The sequence below is a fragment of the Psychrobacter sp. CAM01 genome, from assembly GCF_032842965.1.
Lineage (GTDB): Bacteria > Pseudomonadota > Gammaproteobacteria > Pseudomonadales > Moraxellaceae > Psychrobacter > Psychrobacter celer.
This window is the reverse complement of sequence record NZ_JAWJBL010000008.1, coordinates 162,112-178,682: the sequence shown is the minus strand read 5'-3', so window position 1 is coordinate 178,682 and position 16,571 is coordinate 162,112. Positions and strand designations below refer to the sequence as shown.

The 16,571-nt window shown below is 48.2% G+C and carries 14 protein-coding genes; 4 read left to right on the top strand and 10 right to left on the bottom strand.

Annotated features, from left to right (window positions below; translation table 11 throughout):
- Position 1: 1 nt before the first annotated feature.
- Together R0I52_RS04435 and R0I52_RS04430 are read right to left on the bottom strand one after the other, a co-directional pair.
- On the bottom strand, positions 2-628 hold the full coding sequence (locus tag R0I52_RS04435; protein ID WP_317053332.1) for a ribonuclease T2: 627 nt from the start codon (positions 626-628) through the stop codon (positions 2-4).
- Between the two features lie 542 nt (positions 629-1,170).
- Positions 1,171-3,183: a transglycosylase SLT domain-containing protein gene (locus tag R0I52_RS04430; protein ID WP_410524037.1), complete on the bottom strand. Its 2,013-nt coding sequence runs from the start codon at positions 3,181-3,183 to the stop codon at positions 1,171-1,173.
- Positions 3,184-3,634: 451 nt separating this feature from the next.
- Here R0I52_RS04430 and miaB point away from each other — a divergent pair, with 451 nt between their 5' ends.
- Positions 3,635-5,128, top strand: coding sequence for a tRNA (N6-isopentenyl adenosine(37)-C2)-methylthiotransferase MiaB (miaB, locus tag R0I52_RS04425; protein ID WP_317053330.1), 1,494 nt, complete (start codon positions 3,635-3,637; stop codon positions 5,126-5,128).
- A 126-nt stretch (positions 5,129-5,254) separates the two neighbouring features.
- Here miaB and R0I52_RS04420 read toward each other — a convergent pair whose 3' ends face one another.
- The 4 genes from R0I52_RS04420 to R0I52_RS04405 all read right to left on the bottom strand — a co-directional run bounded on the left by R0I52_RS04420 (position 5,255) and on the right by R0I52_RS04405 (position 8,835).
- A complete protein-coding gene (locus R0I52_RS04420) occupies positions 5,255-5,992 on the bottom strand; it encodes a LysE family translocator (protein WP_317053329.1) in 738 nt (245 codons plus the stop codon).
- 227 nt (positions 5,993-6,219) lie between these two features.
- A complete protein-coding gene (gene argE / locus R0I52_RS04415; protein ID WP_317053328.1) occupies positions 6,220-7,455 on the bottom strand; it encodes an acetylornithine deacetylase in 1,236 nt (411 codons plus the stop codon).
- 53 nt (positions 7,456-7,508) lie between these two features.
- Positions 7,509-7,991: a nucleoside deaminase gene (locus R0I52_RS04410; RefSeq protein ID WP_100750003.1), complete on the bottom strand. Its 483-nt coding sequence runs from the start codon at positions 7,989-7,991 to the stop codon at positions 7,509-7,511.
- Between the two features lie 190 nt (positions 7,992-8,181).
- Complete coding sequence (locus R0I52_RS04405; RefSeq protein WP_100750004.1) at positions 8,182-8,835, bottom strand: UPF0149 family protein; 654 nt, start codon at positions 8,833-8,835, stop codon at positions 8,182-8,184.
- Positions 8,836-9,062: 227 nt separating this feature from the next.
- Between R0I52_RS04405 and R0I52_RS04400 the strand changes: the two genes are divergently transcribed.
- Both R0I52_RS04400 and zapA read left to right on the top strand, forming a co-directional pair.
- Positions 9,063-9,503 (top strand): hypothetical protein, encoded by a 441-nt coding sequence (locus R0I52_RS04400; RefSeq protein ID WP_317053327.1) that lies wholly within the window; start codon positions 9,063-9,065, stop codon positions 9,501-9,503.
- Positions 9,504-9,568: 65 nt separating this feature from the next.
- The gene (gene zapA / locus R0I52_RS04395) at positions 9,569-9,982 is read left to right on the top strand and encodes a cell division protein ZapA (RefSeq protein WP_317053326.1); all 414 of its coding nucleotides are present in this window, start codon (positions 9,569-9,571) and stop codon (positions 9,980-9,982) included.
- 116 nt (positions 9,983-10,098) lie between these two features.
- Here zapA and R0I52_RS04390 read toward each other — a convergent pair whose 3' ends face one another.
- The 4 genes from R0I52_RS04390 to R0I52_RS04375 all read right to left on the bottom strand — a co-directional run bounded on the left by R0I52_RS04390 (position 10,099) and on the right by R0I52_RS04375 (position 14,782).
- Positions 10,099-10,413, bottom strand: coding sequence for a hypothetical protein (locus R0I52_RS04390; protein ID WP_317053325.1), 315 nt, complete (start codon positions 10,411-10,413; stop codon positions 10,099-10,101).
- A gap of 329 nt (positions 10,414-10,742) precedes the next feature.
- Positions 10,743-12,836: a glycine--tRNA ligase subunit beta gene (gene glyS / locus R0I52_RS04385; protein WP_317053324.1), complete on the bottom strand. Its 2,094-nt coding sequence runs from the start codon at positions 12,834-12,836 to the stop codon at positions 10,743-10,745.
- Between the two features lie 9 nt (positions 12,837-12,845).
- Positions 12,846-13,883, bottom strand: a complete 1,038-nt coding sequence (gene glyQ / locus R0I52_RS04380; RefSeq protein WP_317053323.1) for a glycine--tRNA ligase subunit alpha — start codon at positions 13,881-13,883, stop codon at positions 12,846-12,848.
- Between the two features lie 668 nt (positions 13,884-14,551).
- The gene (locus R0I52_RS04375; RefSeq protein WP_317053773.1) at positions 14,552-14,782 is read right to left on the bottom strand and encodes a PspC domain-containing protein; all 231 of its coding nucleotides are present in this window, start codon (positions 14,780-14,782) and stop codon (positions 14,552-14,554) included.
- A 724-nt stretch (positions 14,783-15,506) separates the two neighbouring features.
- Between R0I52_RS04375 and nadR the strand changes: the two genes are divergently transcribed.
- The gene (gene nadR, locus R0I52_RS04370) at positions 15,507-16,553 is read left to right on the top strand and encodes a multifunctional transcriptional regulator/nicotinamide-nucleotide adenylyltransferase/ribosylnicotinamide kinase NadR (RefSeq protein ID WP_317053322.1); all 1,047 of its coding nucleotides are present in this window, start codon (positions 15,507-15,509) and stop codon (positions 16,551-16,553) included.
- Positions 16,554-16,571 lie beyond the last annotated feature (18 nt).

Genomic DNA, 16,571 nt, shown 5'->3' with positions numbered 1-16,571 from the left:
TCTAATTGCCGCCTGAGATGATAAACTTACTACCGCAGTTATTTACCACTTGATAGCACTTACCAAAATCACTGCCATCATAGCAGACATGGATGTCAGTCAAAATCGACTGACGACGATTGCCAGCCTGACAGATCAGATCAATGCCACTGGCGGGCATACCGCTATTTAAGCGCGTCATTTGACTGATAAATCGCGCTTTAGAGACAGTGTAGCTGTTACCCGTATTAAGCTCGTTTGGGAGTTTTAGCGCACCGGCGTAGTTGGTGATTTGACGAAAGTAGCTGGCTGCACTCAGAGGGCTACAAGCGCCGTAACGCTGCCAGGCCTGACTACGAACCGTGGTATCAGGCATGACACGATTGACGACTTTTAGCTGTAGCGGTGTCAGACGCGGCTCACTACCCACGCCGCAGCGCTCACCATAGCCCATATCTAGCCCCGACACCGTCAAAGAATAGCCTTCTAGACATTGACGCATGCGCGCGCGTGTCGGCTGGATGCTGCATAGCGCAGGGGTCATCTCAATCATCAACACTCGCTGCCCTGTCTTGACGGTGCTAGCAGCGTGCGCGGGTAACAACATCACGCCTTGCAATACGATCAGCGCGCCTATACTAGATGACATCGTAACAGCTCGGCCAGACGAGCTATGTTTGGACGCCGATTTATAAGACAAGTGCATTTTCATCTGTGATGATGAGGGATGCCTCACTTTTGATAATACAGACAGGGTAAAACGTTTTTTGATCATAGGAGGCTGGAAACATCTAGCAATGACAAAACATGAACTATCACTTAGGCCTGCACAAAGACGTCGATATCAGACATCGCAAGGCTTACTAAGCATAGCGGCAACAAAAAATATGAGTGCTTACCAATTGATAAACACAAAACTTTGGCGCTAAACAACAGGCCAATAACCACAACACAATAAAGTCATGGTAGCAAACCGTTTTTTTTAATCTATAGCAGAAACGTAAACATCGGAGCAAGGCGGCGGCAGTAACACCGCCATATATGCGGCTCCCTGATAAAGTCAGCTCTGTGCCAAAGCGGCAGCACCAAGAGCAAGAGCCATGTTGTCGCTACATCTGTCCTAAAATAAGCCACCAAAGGCAAACCATCAAAGACGACGCATTGATGGCTATTAAAGAATACAGAAAAGTATTAAAACGCTGCTGGCACAGTACCCATACGCTGCGAGATCGGCTGACTGCGGCCAAGCAAACTGCTATATACCGTCGCGTTTTCCATCACATGCTTGACATAGTTACGAGTCTCAGGAAAAGCTATCGATTCCACATACTGGTCAGCAGCAAGCGGGCCATACACAGGCTGCCAGCGTTTGGCGTTGTTGGGTCCCGCGTTATAGCCTGCGGTGGCCAGTACTGGCTGGTAGTTGAGCTTACCTAAGATATCACCCATATACCATGTGCCATAGCGGATATTGGTGTCGCCGCTGTTGGCACGGCTGGCGCTATAGCTCTCGCCCAAATGGCGAGCGATATACTTTGCCGTACCTGGCATGATTTGCATCAAGCCGCTGGCACCAACGTTTGAGCGTGCCGACGTCACAAAACGGCTCTCTTGACGCATGATACCATAAGCCCACGCAGGGTCGATGCCCGCCGACTGGCTATAGCGTACCACTGCGCTCTGGTGCGGCATCGGATGCGATAGCGCCAGACTGTTTACGCTATCGGTATTATCAATCGCATAAATCGCCCGATCCAGCCAGCCCATGTCGTAGGCCTGCCGAGCGGCAGCAATGATGAGGCTGTCATCACGATTGTCTCGGGCCTGCTTGACAGCCCAGTTCCACTCGCGGTTGGCATAGCCTCGACTCGCGTCAGAGGTGTACAGTGCAAATGCACGAGCGAAGTGTGGGTTTTGCATGACGCGGGCGCGATCTGCGGCGCTGACAGTGGGCAAATTATTGCCGCCCAAACGGCTGGCATCAAAACGCTGACCGACTTTATCTTTTGCTAGCAGGCCATAGTAATCATTACTCTTGGCGATATTTTGATACATTCTTTTTGCTAGGCCGCGTTTACCTGCATCACTTGATTGCTCATAAGCGCGTGCCAGCCAATATTGCCACTGATTGCTTTTTTGGGTTTCGCCATCCATCTTTGAGATGGCTTCGACCACATCGTCCCAGCGGCTAAAGCGAATCGCGGCCATGGCATAATCTTCGGCTTCTTCAAAGTTAAAATCATCATCTAAGCTTTTACGAAACCAGTCTACCGCCTCAGCATTAAACCCATCATCGGTATTATGATTCATACGCTGTACCCCAAGGATACGATAGGCGTAGCGGCGGGTTTCGTCATTGAGCAAGCGTGTCGCGCGCTGATTGTCTTGTTTGATATCAAAGTCCAACTGTAGCGCTGCTTCACGATAAGACTTATCGGCGACGCGGCCCAATGCATATAAGTACAAGTATTGGTTGGTTTGGCTGGCAGGCTCACGACCAAAACGCGTAAAAAACGCCGATGGGTTGAGCTGAATCTCACTCAACGCCGCATAAGCAATGGGCGTCCCTAAACGCGATGACAAAGCCATGATATCGCCCGTCTTGCCTTTACGTAGCATACGCTTGAGGCGCGCGGCGCGATCTTGGTTGCTAATCAAGGCGTTATTGTTCATCTCCATCGCCAGCTGATCACACAGTGCGGGCTGCTTTTTGGTGGTCAGCCATACATCAGACTTGGCCGCCATGGCACGCATGGTATCGCCGCCATTATTAAAGCCAAGCGCCACCGCACAGCGCTCAGAGCTATCGGCATTGGTTATCAGATTGGCCACTTGCCGTACAGCGGCATAGTCATTGGCTGCCGCTTTGGTCTCAGCAAAGTCCGCCACCAGCTTTTCGGCCATGACCGTATTAGGATACTGACGGACAAACTGTGCCACCGCCGCCGAGCTTTGTGAGCCCAAATCCAGATTCATGCGCCAATAGGTCGGGTACATCGCAAACAACCCACCACTCATCAACTGTTCGTAATTATACAGTGCGCTGACATCTCCCCGATCGGCTGCTATCGCCGCCGCCATAAACGAGTCAATGCTGTTGTCTTGTTGATAACTGGGTTTTTGCTCAAAGCGGTCATCCTCGCCCCACGTCAGCTCCGCACAAGCGACTTGTGATAGGCCAAGCGCACCAAGGGCTGTCGCCATTAAGACGCCAAGCCGCAGCGTACTGGTGGTCAACCGCGATGGACGGTGTTCTCGATGAACAGAGGCTCTATCCTTGATGCTATGAGCGGCGCGCAACTTTGTCATACTGACTCTCTTTCTTATGTCTTTATCAATAGGTAAACAGCGGTTTATCACGTACCGCTAAGCGTATGCCACTTATCATACTATACCCGTTGCACTTTCAACCATCACCTTTACCTTTTGTTAATAAATACGACAGTACGGTGTAACATAAAAGTGATAGTAAGCGGTGTTATTTTGCAAAGTGGCGATTAATCGCAGTAAACAATTGATACTGTTAGAAATAACTCACCCTATCGCCGCTTAATAACCCTTGCTAATTTTTCACATTGGCACAGGGTTGTGATAAAATACGCCACCTGTTAATCGGCTACCCTGCTATATTTTAGTCAATCATGGACTTATCCTTATGAGTGTTACTGTATTTAATCCCCGCCTCGATGACGCTAATGTTACCCCAACAACGGCGAGCGCGCCTACCGTTGCGGCACTCAAAGACTCAAGTTCTGCCAGCATACCTGCCGATCAAGCCCCGACCAAAAAAGTCTTTGTCACCACGCAAGGCTGTCAGATGAACGTCTATGATTCTGGCAAGATGCTCGATGTGCTCGGTGATTCACACGGCATGGAGGTCACGCACAACATCGATGAAGCAGACGTCCTGCTGATGAATACCTGCTCTATCCGCGAAAAAGCGCAAGAAAAAGTATTTTCAGAGCTAGGCCGCTGGCGCAAACTAAAAGAAAAACGTCCTGACCTTGTCATCGGTGTCGGCGGCTGCGTGGCCTCACAAGAAGGCGATAATATCCAAAAGCGCGCCCCCTATGTCGACATGGTGTTTGGTCCGCAAACCTTGCACCGTCTGCCAGAGCTGTATGATCAATCAAATGAGCAGCGTAATATCGCACCCAAAAACCGTATTGGCACCATTGATGTCTCTTTTCCGAGTATCGAGAAGTTTGACTTTTTGCCGGAGCCGCGTGTCGAGGGCTACAAAGCCTTTGTCTCTATCATGGAAGGCTGCTCGAAGTATTGCTCGTTTTGTGTGGTGCCTTATACTCGCGGCGAAGAGCTCTCGCGCCCGCTTGATGACGTCTTGGCCGAGATTGACAGTCTTGCCGAGCAAGGCATTCGTGAGATAAACCTACTTGGTCAAAACGTCAATGGCTATCGCGGCGAAAAAGACGACGGCAGTATTTGCCGTTTTGCAGAATTGCTGCACTATGTCTCGCACGTCGATGGTATCGAGCGTATTCGCTATACCACCAGCCACCCGCTGGAGTTTACTGACGATATCATCGATGCTTATGCACAATTGCCAGAGTTGGTATCACACTTGCACCTACCAGTTCAAAGTGGTTCAAATGCCATCTTGGCGGCGATGAAGCGTAACCATACCATTGATGTTTATATCAATCAGATCAATAAGCTCAAAGCCATTCGCCCAGACATTCACTTATCAAGCGACTTTATCATTGGCTTTCCTGGCGAGACTGATGAGGATTTCCAAGACACGCTAAACTTAGCAAAAGAGCTGAATTTTGATCACTCGTACAGCTTTATCTACTCCAAGCGTCCGGGCACGCCAGCCGCTGAGCTGCCTGACGATGTGAGCTTTGCTACCAAAAAAGCGCGCTTGGCAGAATTTCAAAAAGTCATTGTTGAATCAACGCTAGCCAAGACCCATGAGATGGTCGGCACCACGACGCGTGTCTTGGTCGAGCAAGTGGCCGATCGTCACCCTGATTGCTTGATTGGTACTGCGGATAACACCCGCACGGTGATGTTCCCTTATAATGAGGCACAAATGAACGAGTTACTCGGTAAAATCGTCAGCGTACGCGTGACCGACTTTGTCAGCCCGCACATGGTCAAAGGGGAGCTGGTCGAGGTATTGGCGTAATATCGCCTGCGTAGATATCAGCCTTCTGCTTCTTAAACGCTCATCAAAAAGCCGCTCTCTACCTCAGTAGAGAGCGGCTTTTTTTAACAGTAGCTAGGTCATTTTGAACATTCAACCTTGGCAAGGTTAAACCATAAATCCATTTAACACCTCAGCCAGCAGTGCCGCTGCAATAAGGATAAATATCACCCCGCAACCACGGTTGAGCCACGCCAAGCGACTACCAACATCTAGCCAGCTGGCCAACTTTTTGCCACCAAGCGTATAGACCATCTGCCAAATCGTCTCACTCAAAAACAGCCCGCAAGTCAGCATAAGATACTGCGGCCCTAGTGGCACACTAAAATTGATAAACTTGGGGAAAAAGGCAGCAAAAAACAAAATGGCTTTGGGGTTGGACAACGATACCCATATCCCAGTACGAAATAACGTCATATTGCTCGGCGAGACCTTTACCGCGGCGCTAGAGAGCGAACGCGGCCGAGGCGTGTCGTGCGCGGCCAAGGACGGCATGCTCTCTGGATAATCGGCCGCCACCTCTTCGCTCATCTCGCGCGCATCATTCATCAAACTGCCTGCACTTGCATCACGCCAAGAGCTGATACCTAGATAGATCAAATAAGCGGCACCAACGGTTTTAATCAGGGTCAGCAGCCACGGCGACTGACGGCTAATCACATCGAGCCCCAGTAGCGTCGAGAGCAACAACAAAAACAGCCCAAGGCTCAGACCCGCCAGCGTCCATAGCGTGCGCTTTACCCCATAGTTCATCCCATACTGAAACGCCAGCAGCATATTAGGACCAGGGGTCGCCGAGATAAAAAACGTACTTGCAAAAAACATCGCAAACAGATGCCAAGACATCAGCCAACCCCTACTTTTTATAAAAACAACTAAACATACCGAAAACGAAGACACGGAAACACCACCACAAGGACGGTGTATTTTATGCCTACTTATATAAAAAACAAGCGATTTTATGCGTCAGACTCGCTATAGGCGAATCCAAATACATCAGATACGTGGCTATCAAAGCGTTCCAATGAAACGTTGTGTCGTTTTGTTTTTATATCAAATTGACTGTATTAAACTCACGACTGCGATGTAGCACTTGCTAATAACTTTTGCAAAAACGCATCACAGCGCGCCATCTCACTGAGCGCGACAAACTCATCAGCCTTATGCGCCTGCTCGATACTACCAGGACCGCAGATAATCGTCGGAATACCACTATTGGTAAACTGTCCGCCCTCTGTGGCATAGGCCACTTTGTGGCGGGTGTCATCATCGGTGAGCGCCGCTATCAACGCTTGTAGCTCGGCACTGTCGTTGTCAGTCATCGCAGGCACAGCCTCCATCTGTAGCAGCTCAATGCCGGTATCAGCAGCACGCGCTTGCATCTGCGCGCTCAGCTCTGCGACCTTGGCTTTGATCGGTACCAAGATATCATCTTGTGTCATGTGCGGCAGGTTACGATAATCAAAGGTAAACTCACACAGATTGGGCACGATATTGGTCGCAGTGCCGCCATGTATGGTGCCGACAGACAACGTCGAGTACGGCACATCAAACAACTCATCATTGTCATCACGGCCGCTGATCTCGTCTGCCAGCTCATCGACATAACCAATCAAACGGCTGGCATAGCTGATGGCGTTGACACCTTGCGCGGTCAATGACGAATGCGCCGATTTACCATGTACGCGGCAACGATAAACCGCGACGCCTTTATGCGCGACAACCATCGTCATATTGGTCGGCTCACCGACGATACAATAATCAGGCGTGATACCGCGCGCCTTGAGATCTGCCAGCAGCAATGGCGCACCCAAGCAGCCAACCTCTTCATCAAACGACAATGCCAAATGCAACGGCCGGCGCAATTGACCTGCATGAGACAGCTTTACTGCTTGCGGTAATAGTGTCAGCGCGCAAGCAATAAAGCCTTTCATATCGCAAGCACCGCGGCCATAGAGCTTATCGCCGCGAATGGTCGCAGTAAACGGTGCTGTCGTCCAGTCTTGCCCCTCCACTGGTACTACATCGGTATGACCGGACAGCACCAGACCGTGGTTCACCTCATCAGCGTTTGCCCCAGCAGGTACTGTGACAAACAAATTGGCCTTATCTTTGGCGTCATTAAAGGTCAGATCTACGGTCAAACCCAACTGCTCACAGTACGCTTGTACATCTTCAATCAACGCTAGATTTGAGTGGCGACTGACGGTATCAAAACCAATCAAACGCCTAAGCCAGTCGATACTATCCGTAGGATAGCCAGTAGCGTACGAGTCGTCTTTGAGCTGATCATCACTGTGTAAAGTCATAAAACATCCTTATTATGAGGTACCTGTCACGATATAGAACACTGGCTTCTGTGCTATTTTCTGTGCAGAGCGCGCTGGTATAGCGCCTTTATTTCGGTATCTAAGCCCGCCACCGGCCCATCGACAGGTACGTTTGGGGCCACTTCTTGGATAGATAAAGCGCTAATAGGAGAGGCTGATTTTGCGCCAAACTCCTCCATCCATTCACTCAACTGTTTTGATGAGCTGACATAAACGATACGACCAAGCCCTGCCCACGCATGCGCCGCTGAGCACATCGCGCAGTGCTCCCCTGAGGTATAGACCACCGCTTTTGCACGTGCTTCAGGAGTCATGTTTTGAGCTGCCCATTTGGCAACGGCGATCTCAGGATGGTACGTGGGATCAACCGTATTGGCACGGTTGCGATCTTCTTTTAACACTCTACCTTCGCCATCGACCAACACACTACCAAACGGCGCGTCACCTGCCGCGACGGCTTCAGCAGCTAGAGCAATGCAGCGGCGCAAGTGCACCAAGTCACTATCATGAATCATCGGCTTTCCTCTCGTTTTTATCAGCACTGTTTTTATCAGCACTGTTTTTATCAGCGCTGTTTAGCATCATGCAGCAGGCGCTTATCTTCCTATCATCGACCCGTTAAGAATAAGTACAGAGCTATAAAACATAAAAGCTGTACTCCTTTTATTTAGGATTTACGATATAGGCGTCGTCCCCCCTTGAGGTTTAAGAGGGGTTATTTTGGTTCATCGCATCCACCACAGGCGGCATTGGTTTTGGCAACTTACCTTCTGCTTGTAGCTCTTTGGTGGTTTTTGCATCGATGGCCAATCCAGCAATTAGCGCGATGTCTTTTACTGGTTTGCGCTTGCGAGTTGCGAAGCTCACGGGCACCATCCGGGCAAACTCGTAAATATATAGATAAGATTCTTCGCCGCCCTCAAAATCTTCATCTTCTGCCAGGCGAATTGCTCCAATCTTGGCCAAATCCGACAGCATCTCGTTTTCCTCGCTACTGATCTGGCAATCAGTGATACCAAAGCCTGTCATAAAACCATTGGCCCACTGTTTCAACGCCATCACACGCTCGTATAGATCGTGTTCGTCATCTGGTAGCAGCGGCATATACGCATAAGCATCGTCTTTGTCCTTGAGCTGAAACACCGTGTCTTCAGCCTCTTCTGTGAGCAAGGTCAGCGCCGCTTCAGGCAATGGCGCAAAGCTCAGCTCTTCAAACACCTTTGCCCATACTTGCTCGTCAGGCGCGTTACACGCCGTCATCAGCCCCGTCATCAGGCCATGCACCTCACTGATTGATACGTCATTCCAGTCGTCAAATGCGGTCAGCCACGTATTCCAGCCAGAGATATTGTCATTCATAATAATTGTCCTAGTAAATGGTTGTGACTTATAAAATCAGAAAAATCGCTTATAAAACAAAAAATCAGCTCGATATCACTCATCGCGCTGAGCCAAAAAATACATAGATAAGATTTAGGTATATGTAATTACTTTGTTGATATAGATATTATGCGGTCACCTATGGCATTATTAAATACACAAAACAAAATTCATTCACGCTTACTTGTTAAGGATAAAAACTGACTATGTATGATCAACTTAGAATATTAGAGAAAATGATACTCGACATCAAAAAACAGTATCAGCTTGTCAGTGCTGAACTTAGCAGCCTAAAAAAGCACCCAACCACAGATCCAAAGCAAATCACCGACTTACAAAACAAGCTAAATACCAGCCATAGCGAGCGTGACGGTGCCAAAAAGCAACTGAACGATCTAGATAAGCGCTATCAAAGCTTGGCCGAAGCCCATCATATGATCGGTGAAGAGCAAGATAAGCTACAAAAGCAGATCAGCCAGTTGCAACAACAAAACCGTGAATTGCAGCAGCATAATAATGAGCTAAAGCAGCAGTATAGCGATATCAAACAACAAAATAGCGAATTACAGAAAAAAAACCAGTTGGCAGCAGAGCGTACTCAAGTTGTCCTCAAACGCCTCACGCGTATCGACCAAGCCGAAGGTTAGAGTCTTGTTGATCGCTTTAATAGCTGACACCCCCATTTACTGACCCATATATTGTAGGATTTATCATGACTGATGACCATACCAATGCCGCAAACAAGTCGCCTAAGCAAGCAGGATCTAACGCCTCCAAAGCCCCTGCCAGCCCAAATTCGGCAAGCGCTGCCAGCAAGCCTGTGACACCCGAGTCCCAAGTCAAAAAAATCGACATTGTCATCGCGGGCGTAACCTACCCCATTTACTGTCCGATCCATGAGCAAGAAGAGCTACTGTCTGCCGTCTCTTATATCAATAACTACGCGCTGGATCTCAGACGTGAGGCACCCAGCCTGAGCCAAGAAAATCTGCTGGTGCTGTGCTGCCTTAATTTGTATGAAAAAATCCATGCCAATCAAAGAAGCGAGGAGGATCGCCTGCAGCAAGACAAACAGTCTGAGGCGCTACTCAATAAGATCATGAAAGACGCCCAATCTATTTTGTAGGCCAGTGTGTCTTTTGGCCTGCTTGATAGATAGGTTAAAAAGAGAATTTATGAGTAAATAAAAAAGCGCTTGGCTCTATGAGCCAAGCGCTTTTTTGATACTATGGCTAGCCGCCATTATGCATTAGGATCATATACCTTGCCTGCATGATAGTCTGCCTGATGCTCGTAATTGCAAAAAAACAAAACGTTACTATCCGTCTCCATACTGCCAGCACTTGGCTGTGCAGCATTCGCCGTGACAGATGCAGGCTTGGTCTCGAGGACACCGCGGTACTCAGCCAAGCTATTGCCACAAAAATCACAGGTGCGCGGCGTGACCACATCGCCTTTTTGCGGCATCATGCTTTTGGGCGGCCGCGGATACATAAACTTATAAAAGGCCCACATCACAGCCCAGATGATGAGAATCACAATAATCACAGCAAACACGGCGGTGCTCCTTTGAAGATGGGTTCAGATATAATAAATGCAGTGCGGCAGCATCGCCCAAAAAGCTGGCAATAAATATAAGGCCAGCTTTTTTATGGGCTAAATAGGCTGGTAGATGCGATATAAACCAGCCAAAATAGGCTGAAAAGCTTTGACTATAATAGATATAGTCGTTACTAAATAAACGAGATACACGGTACAAATTCGCTAGACTGGTACAAATTTCCTTGCGTGCGGTGCGGCGTCGGCAAGGGCGGCAAAAAATTTATCCCAGTCTCACTGTATCCTTTTTATATTGACCTGACTATATCTTAGCGACAACGAGCGCGCTATAGCTGTAATTCACTGATATCAGCCACGGTCAAAAACAGCGCTCGTACTTGCTTGAGCAGCGCCAAGCGGTTATTTTTTAGCGCTGCATCTTCACTGTTGACCATGACATCAGCGAAAAACTGCGTCAAAGGCGCATCCAGACTTGCCAGCGTTTGCAAAACTTGCGTATAGTCAGCGGTTTCTAGCAAAGGCTTGACCGCTGTTTGCGCTTGTTGAACAGCCTGATACAATTCTTGCTCAGCAGGTTCAGACAATAACGCCTCATCGACGTTATCTGCCACGCTGACCTCTGACTTGGCCAATATATTTGCCACCCGCTTGTTTGAATCGGCAAGTTTTTCAGCTTGAGCCAGCTCACCAAACGCTTGTACCGCACGAATACGCTGATCAAAATCCAGCGGCATATGCGGCTGGATCGCTTGCACCGCTTGGATGGTATCGACGCTCACGCCTTGCTCGGTGTACATCGCCCGATAGCGAGAATTTAAGAAGCCCATCACTTGAGTAAAAGTATCACCCATTTTGGCAATCTTACTGCCATCGCTGGTGCTATAGCCTTTAACCGCTTGCTCAACCAAAGCGGCAAGATTGATCGGTAGCTGTTTTTCGATCAAGATACGCAAAATACCAATGGCCGAGCGGCGCAGACTAAACGGATCTTTTGAGCCGGTAGGTGCTTGGTCAATGGCAAAAATACCGACCAGCGTATCCAAACGATCAGCCAATGCCAGACAGATACCAATCGGCGTCTGCGGCAATACATCCCCGCTAAACTTTGGCAAATACTGCTCTTGCAGGCTGGCCGCAACTGCCGCAGGCTCACCATTTAAGCGCGCATAGTAAGTTCCGGCGATACCTTGCAGCTCCGGATACTCACCAACCAGCGAGCTTGCTAGATCGGCTTTGGACAAGATGGCAGCGCGCACGGTGTCTTCGACCTCAATATCGTGGCCTTGCTGCTGCATCAAGGTGGCGATAAAGGCAGCAAGCTTGGCGATACGCTCAGACTTTTCCCAAATCGTACCGAGCTTGTCTTGGAAAACGCGAGTCTTTAAGCTCTCGGTCAAAGCAAACAGTGGCTGTTTTTGATCTTGCAAAAAGAAAAACTCGGCATCAGCCAAGCGTGGCCGCACGACTTTTTCGTTGCCCTCGATGATTTTATTCGGGTCTTTTGACTCAATATTGGTGATAAAAATAAAGTACGGCTGCAACTTACCTGCTTTATCGGTTAAGCAAAAATACTTTTGATCCGCTTGCATGGTGGAGATTAGCGCCTCTTGCGGCACTTGCAAAAAGCGCGCCTCAAAGCTTGCTCTAAGCGCAATCGGGAAATCAACCAGCGCGGTCACTTCATCTAGCAGCTCTTGCGGTACGATGGCATCGGCATTGACTTCATCGGCCAGTGCTTTGACTTGGTTTTTGATAAGCATTTGACGCTTATCAAAATCGGCCACCACTTTTAGATCAGTTAGTAGCGACTCGTAGTCGGTAGCATGAGCAATTTTATGATAGTCAGGGCTATGGAAGCGGTGACCACGGGTTTGGTTGCTGGTTTGATGCCCTTGGATAGTGGCATCAATCACCGCATCGTCTTGCATCAAGACTGCCCACTGTACCGGACGCACAAACTCATCACGGCTGCTACCTGAGCGCATACGCTTGGCAATTGGCAGACTATCTAATGCCGTCTGAAAGATGCTCGGTAGCAGCTCCGTAGTCGCTTGACCGTGAATGGTCTGCTCGTAGCCGACATAATCCCCTTTATCGGCGTTAATCGTTATCAGCTCGCTGGCCTCAATCCCTAAACCCTTAGCAAAGCCCATCGCTGCGCGGGTTGGGTTACCATCGCTATCAAATGCTGCTTTAATCGCAGGGCCACGTTTTTGTTCGGTACGATCAGGCTGCTTATCGCTAATTCCTGTGATCTGAATCGCCAAACGGCGCGGTGCGGCAAATGACTTGATGGCATCAAAACTGATATCGGCGTCATTTAGCTGCTCGGTGACACTCGTTTGCAGGGCATCACGTAGCGGTTTTAGGCTTTTTGGAGGTAGCTCTTCACACCCCAGTTCAAATAAAATAGTACTCATGGGATGCTCCTATTTGTCGTTAGTAGATTGATGGTTGTTGGTCACAGCTTTATCGCCTGTCACATCGTCTGCTGCCGCGTCTTCTTTTGGTAGATACTTATCGAGCGCCGCTTGGCGATGTGCTTCATCAGCCAATGGGAAGCCAAGCTTGGCACGCGCTTCGACATACCCAAAGGCCACTTTGCGCGCCAAGGTACGGACACGCAAAATAAAGCGCTGACGCTCCGTCACAGAAATGGCGCCACGAGCGTCCAGTAGGTTAAAGGCATGAGAGGCTTTGAGTACCATCTCGTAGGCTGGCAGCGGCAATCCTTCGGCCACAAGCTTATCGGCCTGCTGCTCATAAAAATCAAACATCTGCCCCATCATCGGCACATCGGCGTGCTCAAAGTTATAAGTGGACTGCTCCACTTCGTTTTGATGAAAGACATCGCCATAGGTCACGCGGCCAAACTCACCATCTGCCCAAACCAAATCATAGACGCTATCGACGCCTTGTACATACATCGCTAGACGCTCAAGACCGTAAGTAATCTCACCGGTGACTGGAAAGCACTCAATGCCGCCCACTTGCTGAAAATAGGTAAACTGCGTGACCTCCATACCGTTTAGCCAAATCTCCCAGCCCAGACCCCACGCCCCAAGCGTTGGCGACTCCCAGTTGTCTTCAACAAAACGCACGTCATGAACCAGCGGATCGATACCGATGGCGCGCAGTGAGTCCAAATACAGCTCTTGGATATTGGGCGGGTTGGGTTTTAGCACCACTTGAAACTGGTAATAGTGCTGCAAGCGGTTTGGGTTGTCACCGTAGCGGCCATCTGTCGGGCGGCGTGATGGCTGCACATAAGCAGCATTCCAGCGCTCAGGGCCAAGCGAGCGCAAAAACGTCGCCGTATGAAAGGTACCGGCACCGACTTCCATATCGTAAGGCTGCAAGACCACGCAGCCTTTGTCAGCCCAATAATTTTGCAAGGTTAGGATGAGATCTTGAAACGTCATCGGTTGAGAATCTTTCGCTTGTGATGTCATAGTTTGGATTGTCATAGTTTGGGGCATCTTAATAAAGCCACTGTGGAATTAGTATTATTGAATAAAACGTTGATAGCGCTCGTAGCACCTATATGGCAACGACTCTATTTGCCTGCTCACCTTACTAAAAATTGACCATTTTATCCATATTTACTGCAACTAAATTTATGCTACCTGTCCAAATACCGTGCGCTATGCCCCATATCAAATGACATCGAGGGTATTTATGCTTATCGAGTAGCGTAGACATAGCACGCAAACAAACCCTATACCCACCGTACTGTCCAAGTTAAGGCTATCCTATAACCATTTTTTTCAATTGACCATATAGTCGACGCACTCTAAAAAGAACATAGCGCTACTGGGATGAATTTTGCGCCGCCTCTGGGAACGCAGCACGTAAGTAAAATTTATCCCAGTAGCGCGTTTAAGTTTATATAACAGTTTTATTTTCAATTGACCATAAACGCAAAAACAAAAAAAATACCCAAATGCGTGAGCATCTGGGCAGGAGGAAAAGTATGTCGCTGGTATCCTGATGGGTCAGGCTTTTTGTTTTTTTAATAATGCTTATTTGGGGACACTTGTTTTTTGATACAAATTTTAATATAAGTTTTAATACAAGCAAATCTGGGTAACGAACCGTTTGCATATCAATCTATGAAATATCAGCCTATCGGGTGCTACTGATAAGACTCATGCGTGGCTTTTGGCATGATAATCCATAAAATAATATAAATTAAGATACCTGGAACCGCCGCACTCAGTGAAGACACAATCACAAACAATACTCTTACCCAAGTAGGCGACCAACCGACGTATTCTGCAATACCGCCCATCACCCCTGCTATCATACGATTGTTTTGCGAGCGATGTAATTTTGCTAATTTAGGCCAAAGCCAATACCTCTCTATTTTATATTTTCTATTTCTTATTATTCCAACCTAAATAAAAGACCGCTATTCTGCCTTTTATTCTTTGCATTATATTTTTTATTTTATGTCTTTTAGCCTTTTTCAGCGTCTTTTAGTTAGGCTTAATCTGTAGCCTTTCTAACTTACAAATCAGTATAGCAACTATTTTCTTATGGTCTGTTGAAGATGTACCAGTGCTTTGTGAGTTTATGCTACCTAAGCTTGCCCTAATCTGTCCTAACTGCTTGTAAGCTACTGATTTTAAATAATTATTTCAAAATGTTTCAGAAGCAGATTTGTTGCCAAAACCTTACTTCTACCACCTACCTACTTTAAAATACTAAGCACAATCAAACAGATACGCTTATTTGATTTTTCTGGTTATACTGATGCTGGTTATGCTGATGGTGTGTTTATAGGTTTATAGGCAATCCAATATCAAAACAATACAGAGAGATAATAAGTCGTTTCTTGCAGCCTCTGTGACAACAGTACGCAAGGAAAATTTATACCATTTGCACATTCATATGAGCGTATCGATTTTATTTCAAACTGACGATACCCTAGCCACATTGATTTATCACCGCTTAACGCCTGTTTAATAAAAACAACCTTTATCAGCGCTTGTTTACAATAACCTACCTGCAAATCGACCAAAACCTTTATACCATGCAGATTGTCTTACTTTTATAAAAACGCTTATTAAAAACAAACAAGGATTGCTATGTACGATACGGGGTTGATGATTAGTCATTTTGAACCACTACATTTGGGGCAAATGCGCAGTATTTTGGAGGCCGCAGGGCAAGCTAAAATACTGCATATCGTCATCACAGCGCACCCTACGCCGCATCCAGACTTTAGCATTACGCTACAAGATAAGGCGCGCTGGTTACAGATGGCCTGTGCTGACTTGCCTTTTATTCACATTCATACCACCCATGAGATTGCCCTGCCGCTTCATGACAGCTTTGATGAGGTGCACATCGACATCCCAGCCAGCAACGCCAAGCTGCATCGCCTGAGCCAGGCGCTCGCGTTGCCTGCAGAAGCGGTGCTGTTTGTAGCACAAAACCATCCTTTAGCCCAATCCCATGTCACAGGACACTTGCAGATGCCCGTGGTGACGACGGCGCTACAGCCCGCGTTTGATTCTTATGCCATCGCTCGCGATCCTGTCGCCCATTGGTCAGCGATTCACCCACAAGCGCGCGGTGATTACACAAAGACGGTCGCGATCGTCGGCGGTGAAAGCTCAGGGAAAACAACCTTGGTACATAAGCTTGCCAACTATTATGGCGCAAGCTTTGCGTTAGAGATGGGGCGTTTATACGTTGGTACGGACTTGGGTGGCAGCGAGATTGGGCTACAGTATAGTGACTATGGCCCCATCGCCCTCAATCATGCTCAGGCGATTCGAGAGGCCGCAGCCGTAGCGACTGCCCCTGTGACCATTGTTGATACTGATTTTGTGACCACGCAGGCGTTTTGTGAAGAGTACGAAGGTCGTAGCCATCCGTTTGTGGCCGCATGTATTGATGAGTTTCGCTTGGACCATACTATTATGCTAGACAATAATACGCCGTGGGTAGATGACGGCATGCGTTCACTTGGCACCCCTGAGGCGCGCGGGCGCTTTGAGCAGCGACTGGTTGATATCTTTACCCGCCATGGTATCGAGCCGCATTTGATCGATGCGCCTGATTATGATGCTCGCTACCAGCAAGCGTTACGTTTTATCGATCGATATGTCTATAACAAAAACCAATAAACAAAGCGCGGTGCGACA

What these genes read in the sequence shown, in the direction of transcription:
- R0I52_RS04435 (WP_317053332.1), bottom strand. Translation starts at nt 628, where the DNA reads ATGTCATCTAGTATAGGCGCGCTGATCGTATTGCAAGGCGTGATGTTG.
- R0I52_RS04430 (WP_410524037.1), bottom strand. Translation starts at nt 3,183, where the DNA reads ATGGCGACAGCCCTTGGTGCGCTTGGCCTATCACAAGTCGCTTGTGCG.
- miaB (WP_317053330.1), top strand. Translation starts at nt 3,635, where the DNA reads ATGAGTGTTACTGTATTTAATCCCCGCCTCGATGACGCTAATGTTACC.
- R0I52_RS04420 (WP_317053329.1), bottom strand. Translation starts at nt 5,992, where the DNA reads ATGTCTTGGCATCTGTTTGCGATGTTTTTTGCAAGTACGTTTTTTATC.
- argE (WP_317053328.1), bottom strand. Translation starts at nt 7,455, where the DNA reads ATGACTTTACACAGTGATGATCAGCTCAAAGACGACTCGTACGCTACT.
- R0I52_RS04410 (WP_100750003.1), bottom strand. Translation starts at nt 7,991, where the DNA reads ATGATTCATGATAGTGACTTGGTGCACTTGCGCCGCTGCATTGCTCTA.
- R0I52_RS04405 (WP_100750004.1), bottom strand. Translation starts at nt 8,835, where the DNA reads ATGAATGACAATATCTCTGGCTGGAATACGTGGCTGACCGCATTTGAC.
- R0I52_RS04400 (WP_317053327.1), top strand. Translation starts at nt 9,063, where the DNA reads ATGTATGATCAACTTAGAATATTAGAGAAAATGATACTCGACATCAAA.
- zapA (WP_317053326.1), top strand. Translation starts at nt 9,569, where the DNA reads ATGACTGATGACCATACCAATGCCGCAAACAAGTCGCCTAAGCAAGCA.
- glyS (WP_317053324.1), bottom strand. Translation starts at nt 12,836, where the DNA reads ATGAGTACTATTTTATTTGAACTGGGGTGTGAAGAGCTACCTCCAAAA.
- glyQ (WP_317053323.1), bottom strand. Translation starts at nt 13,883, where the DNA reads ATGACAATCCAAACTATGACATCACAAGCGAAAGATTCTCAACCGATG.
- nadR (WP_317053322.1), top strand. Translation starts at nt 15,507, where the DNA reads ATGTACGATACGGGGTTGATGATTAGTCATTTTGAACCACTACATTTG.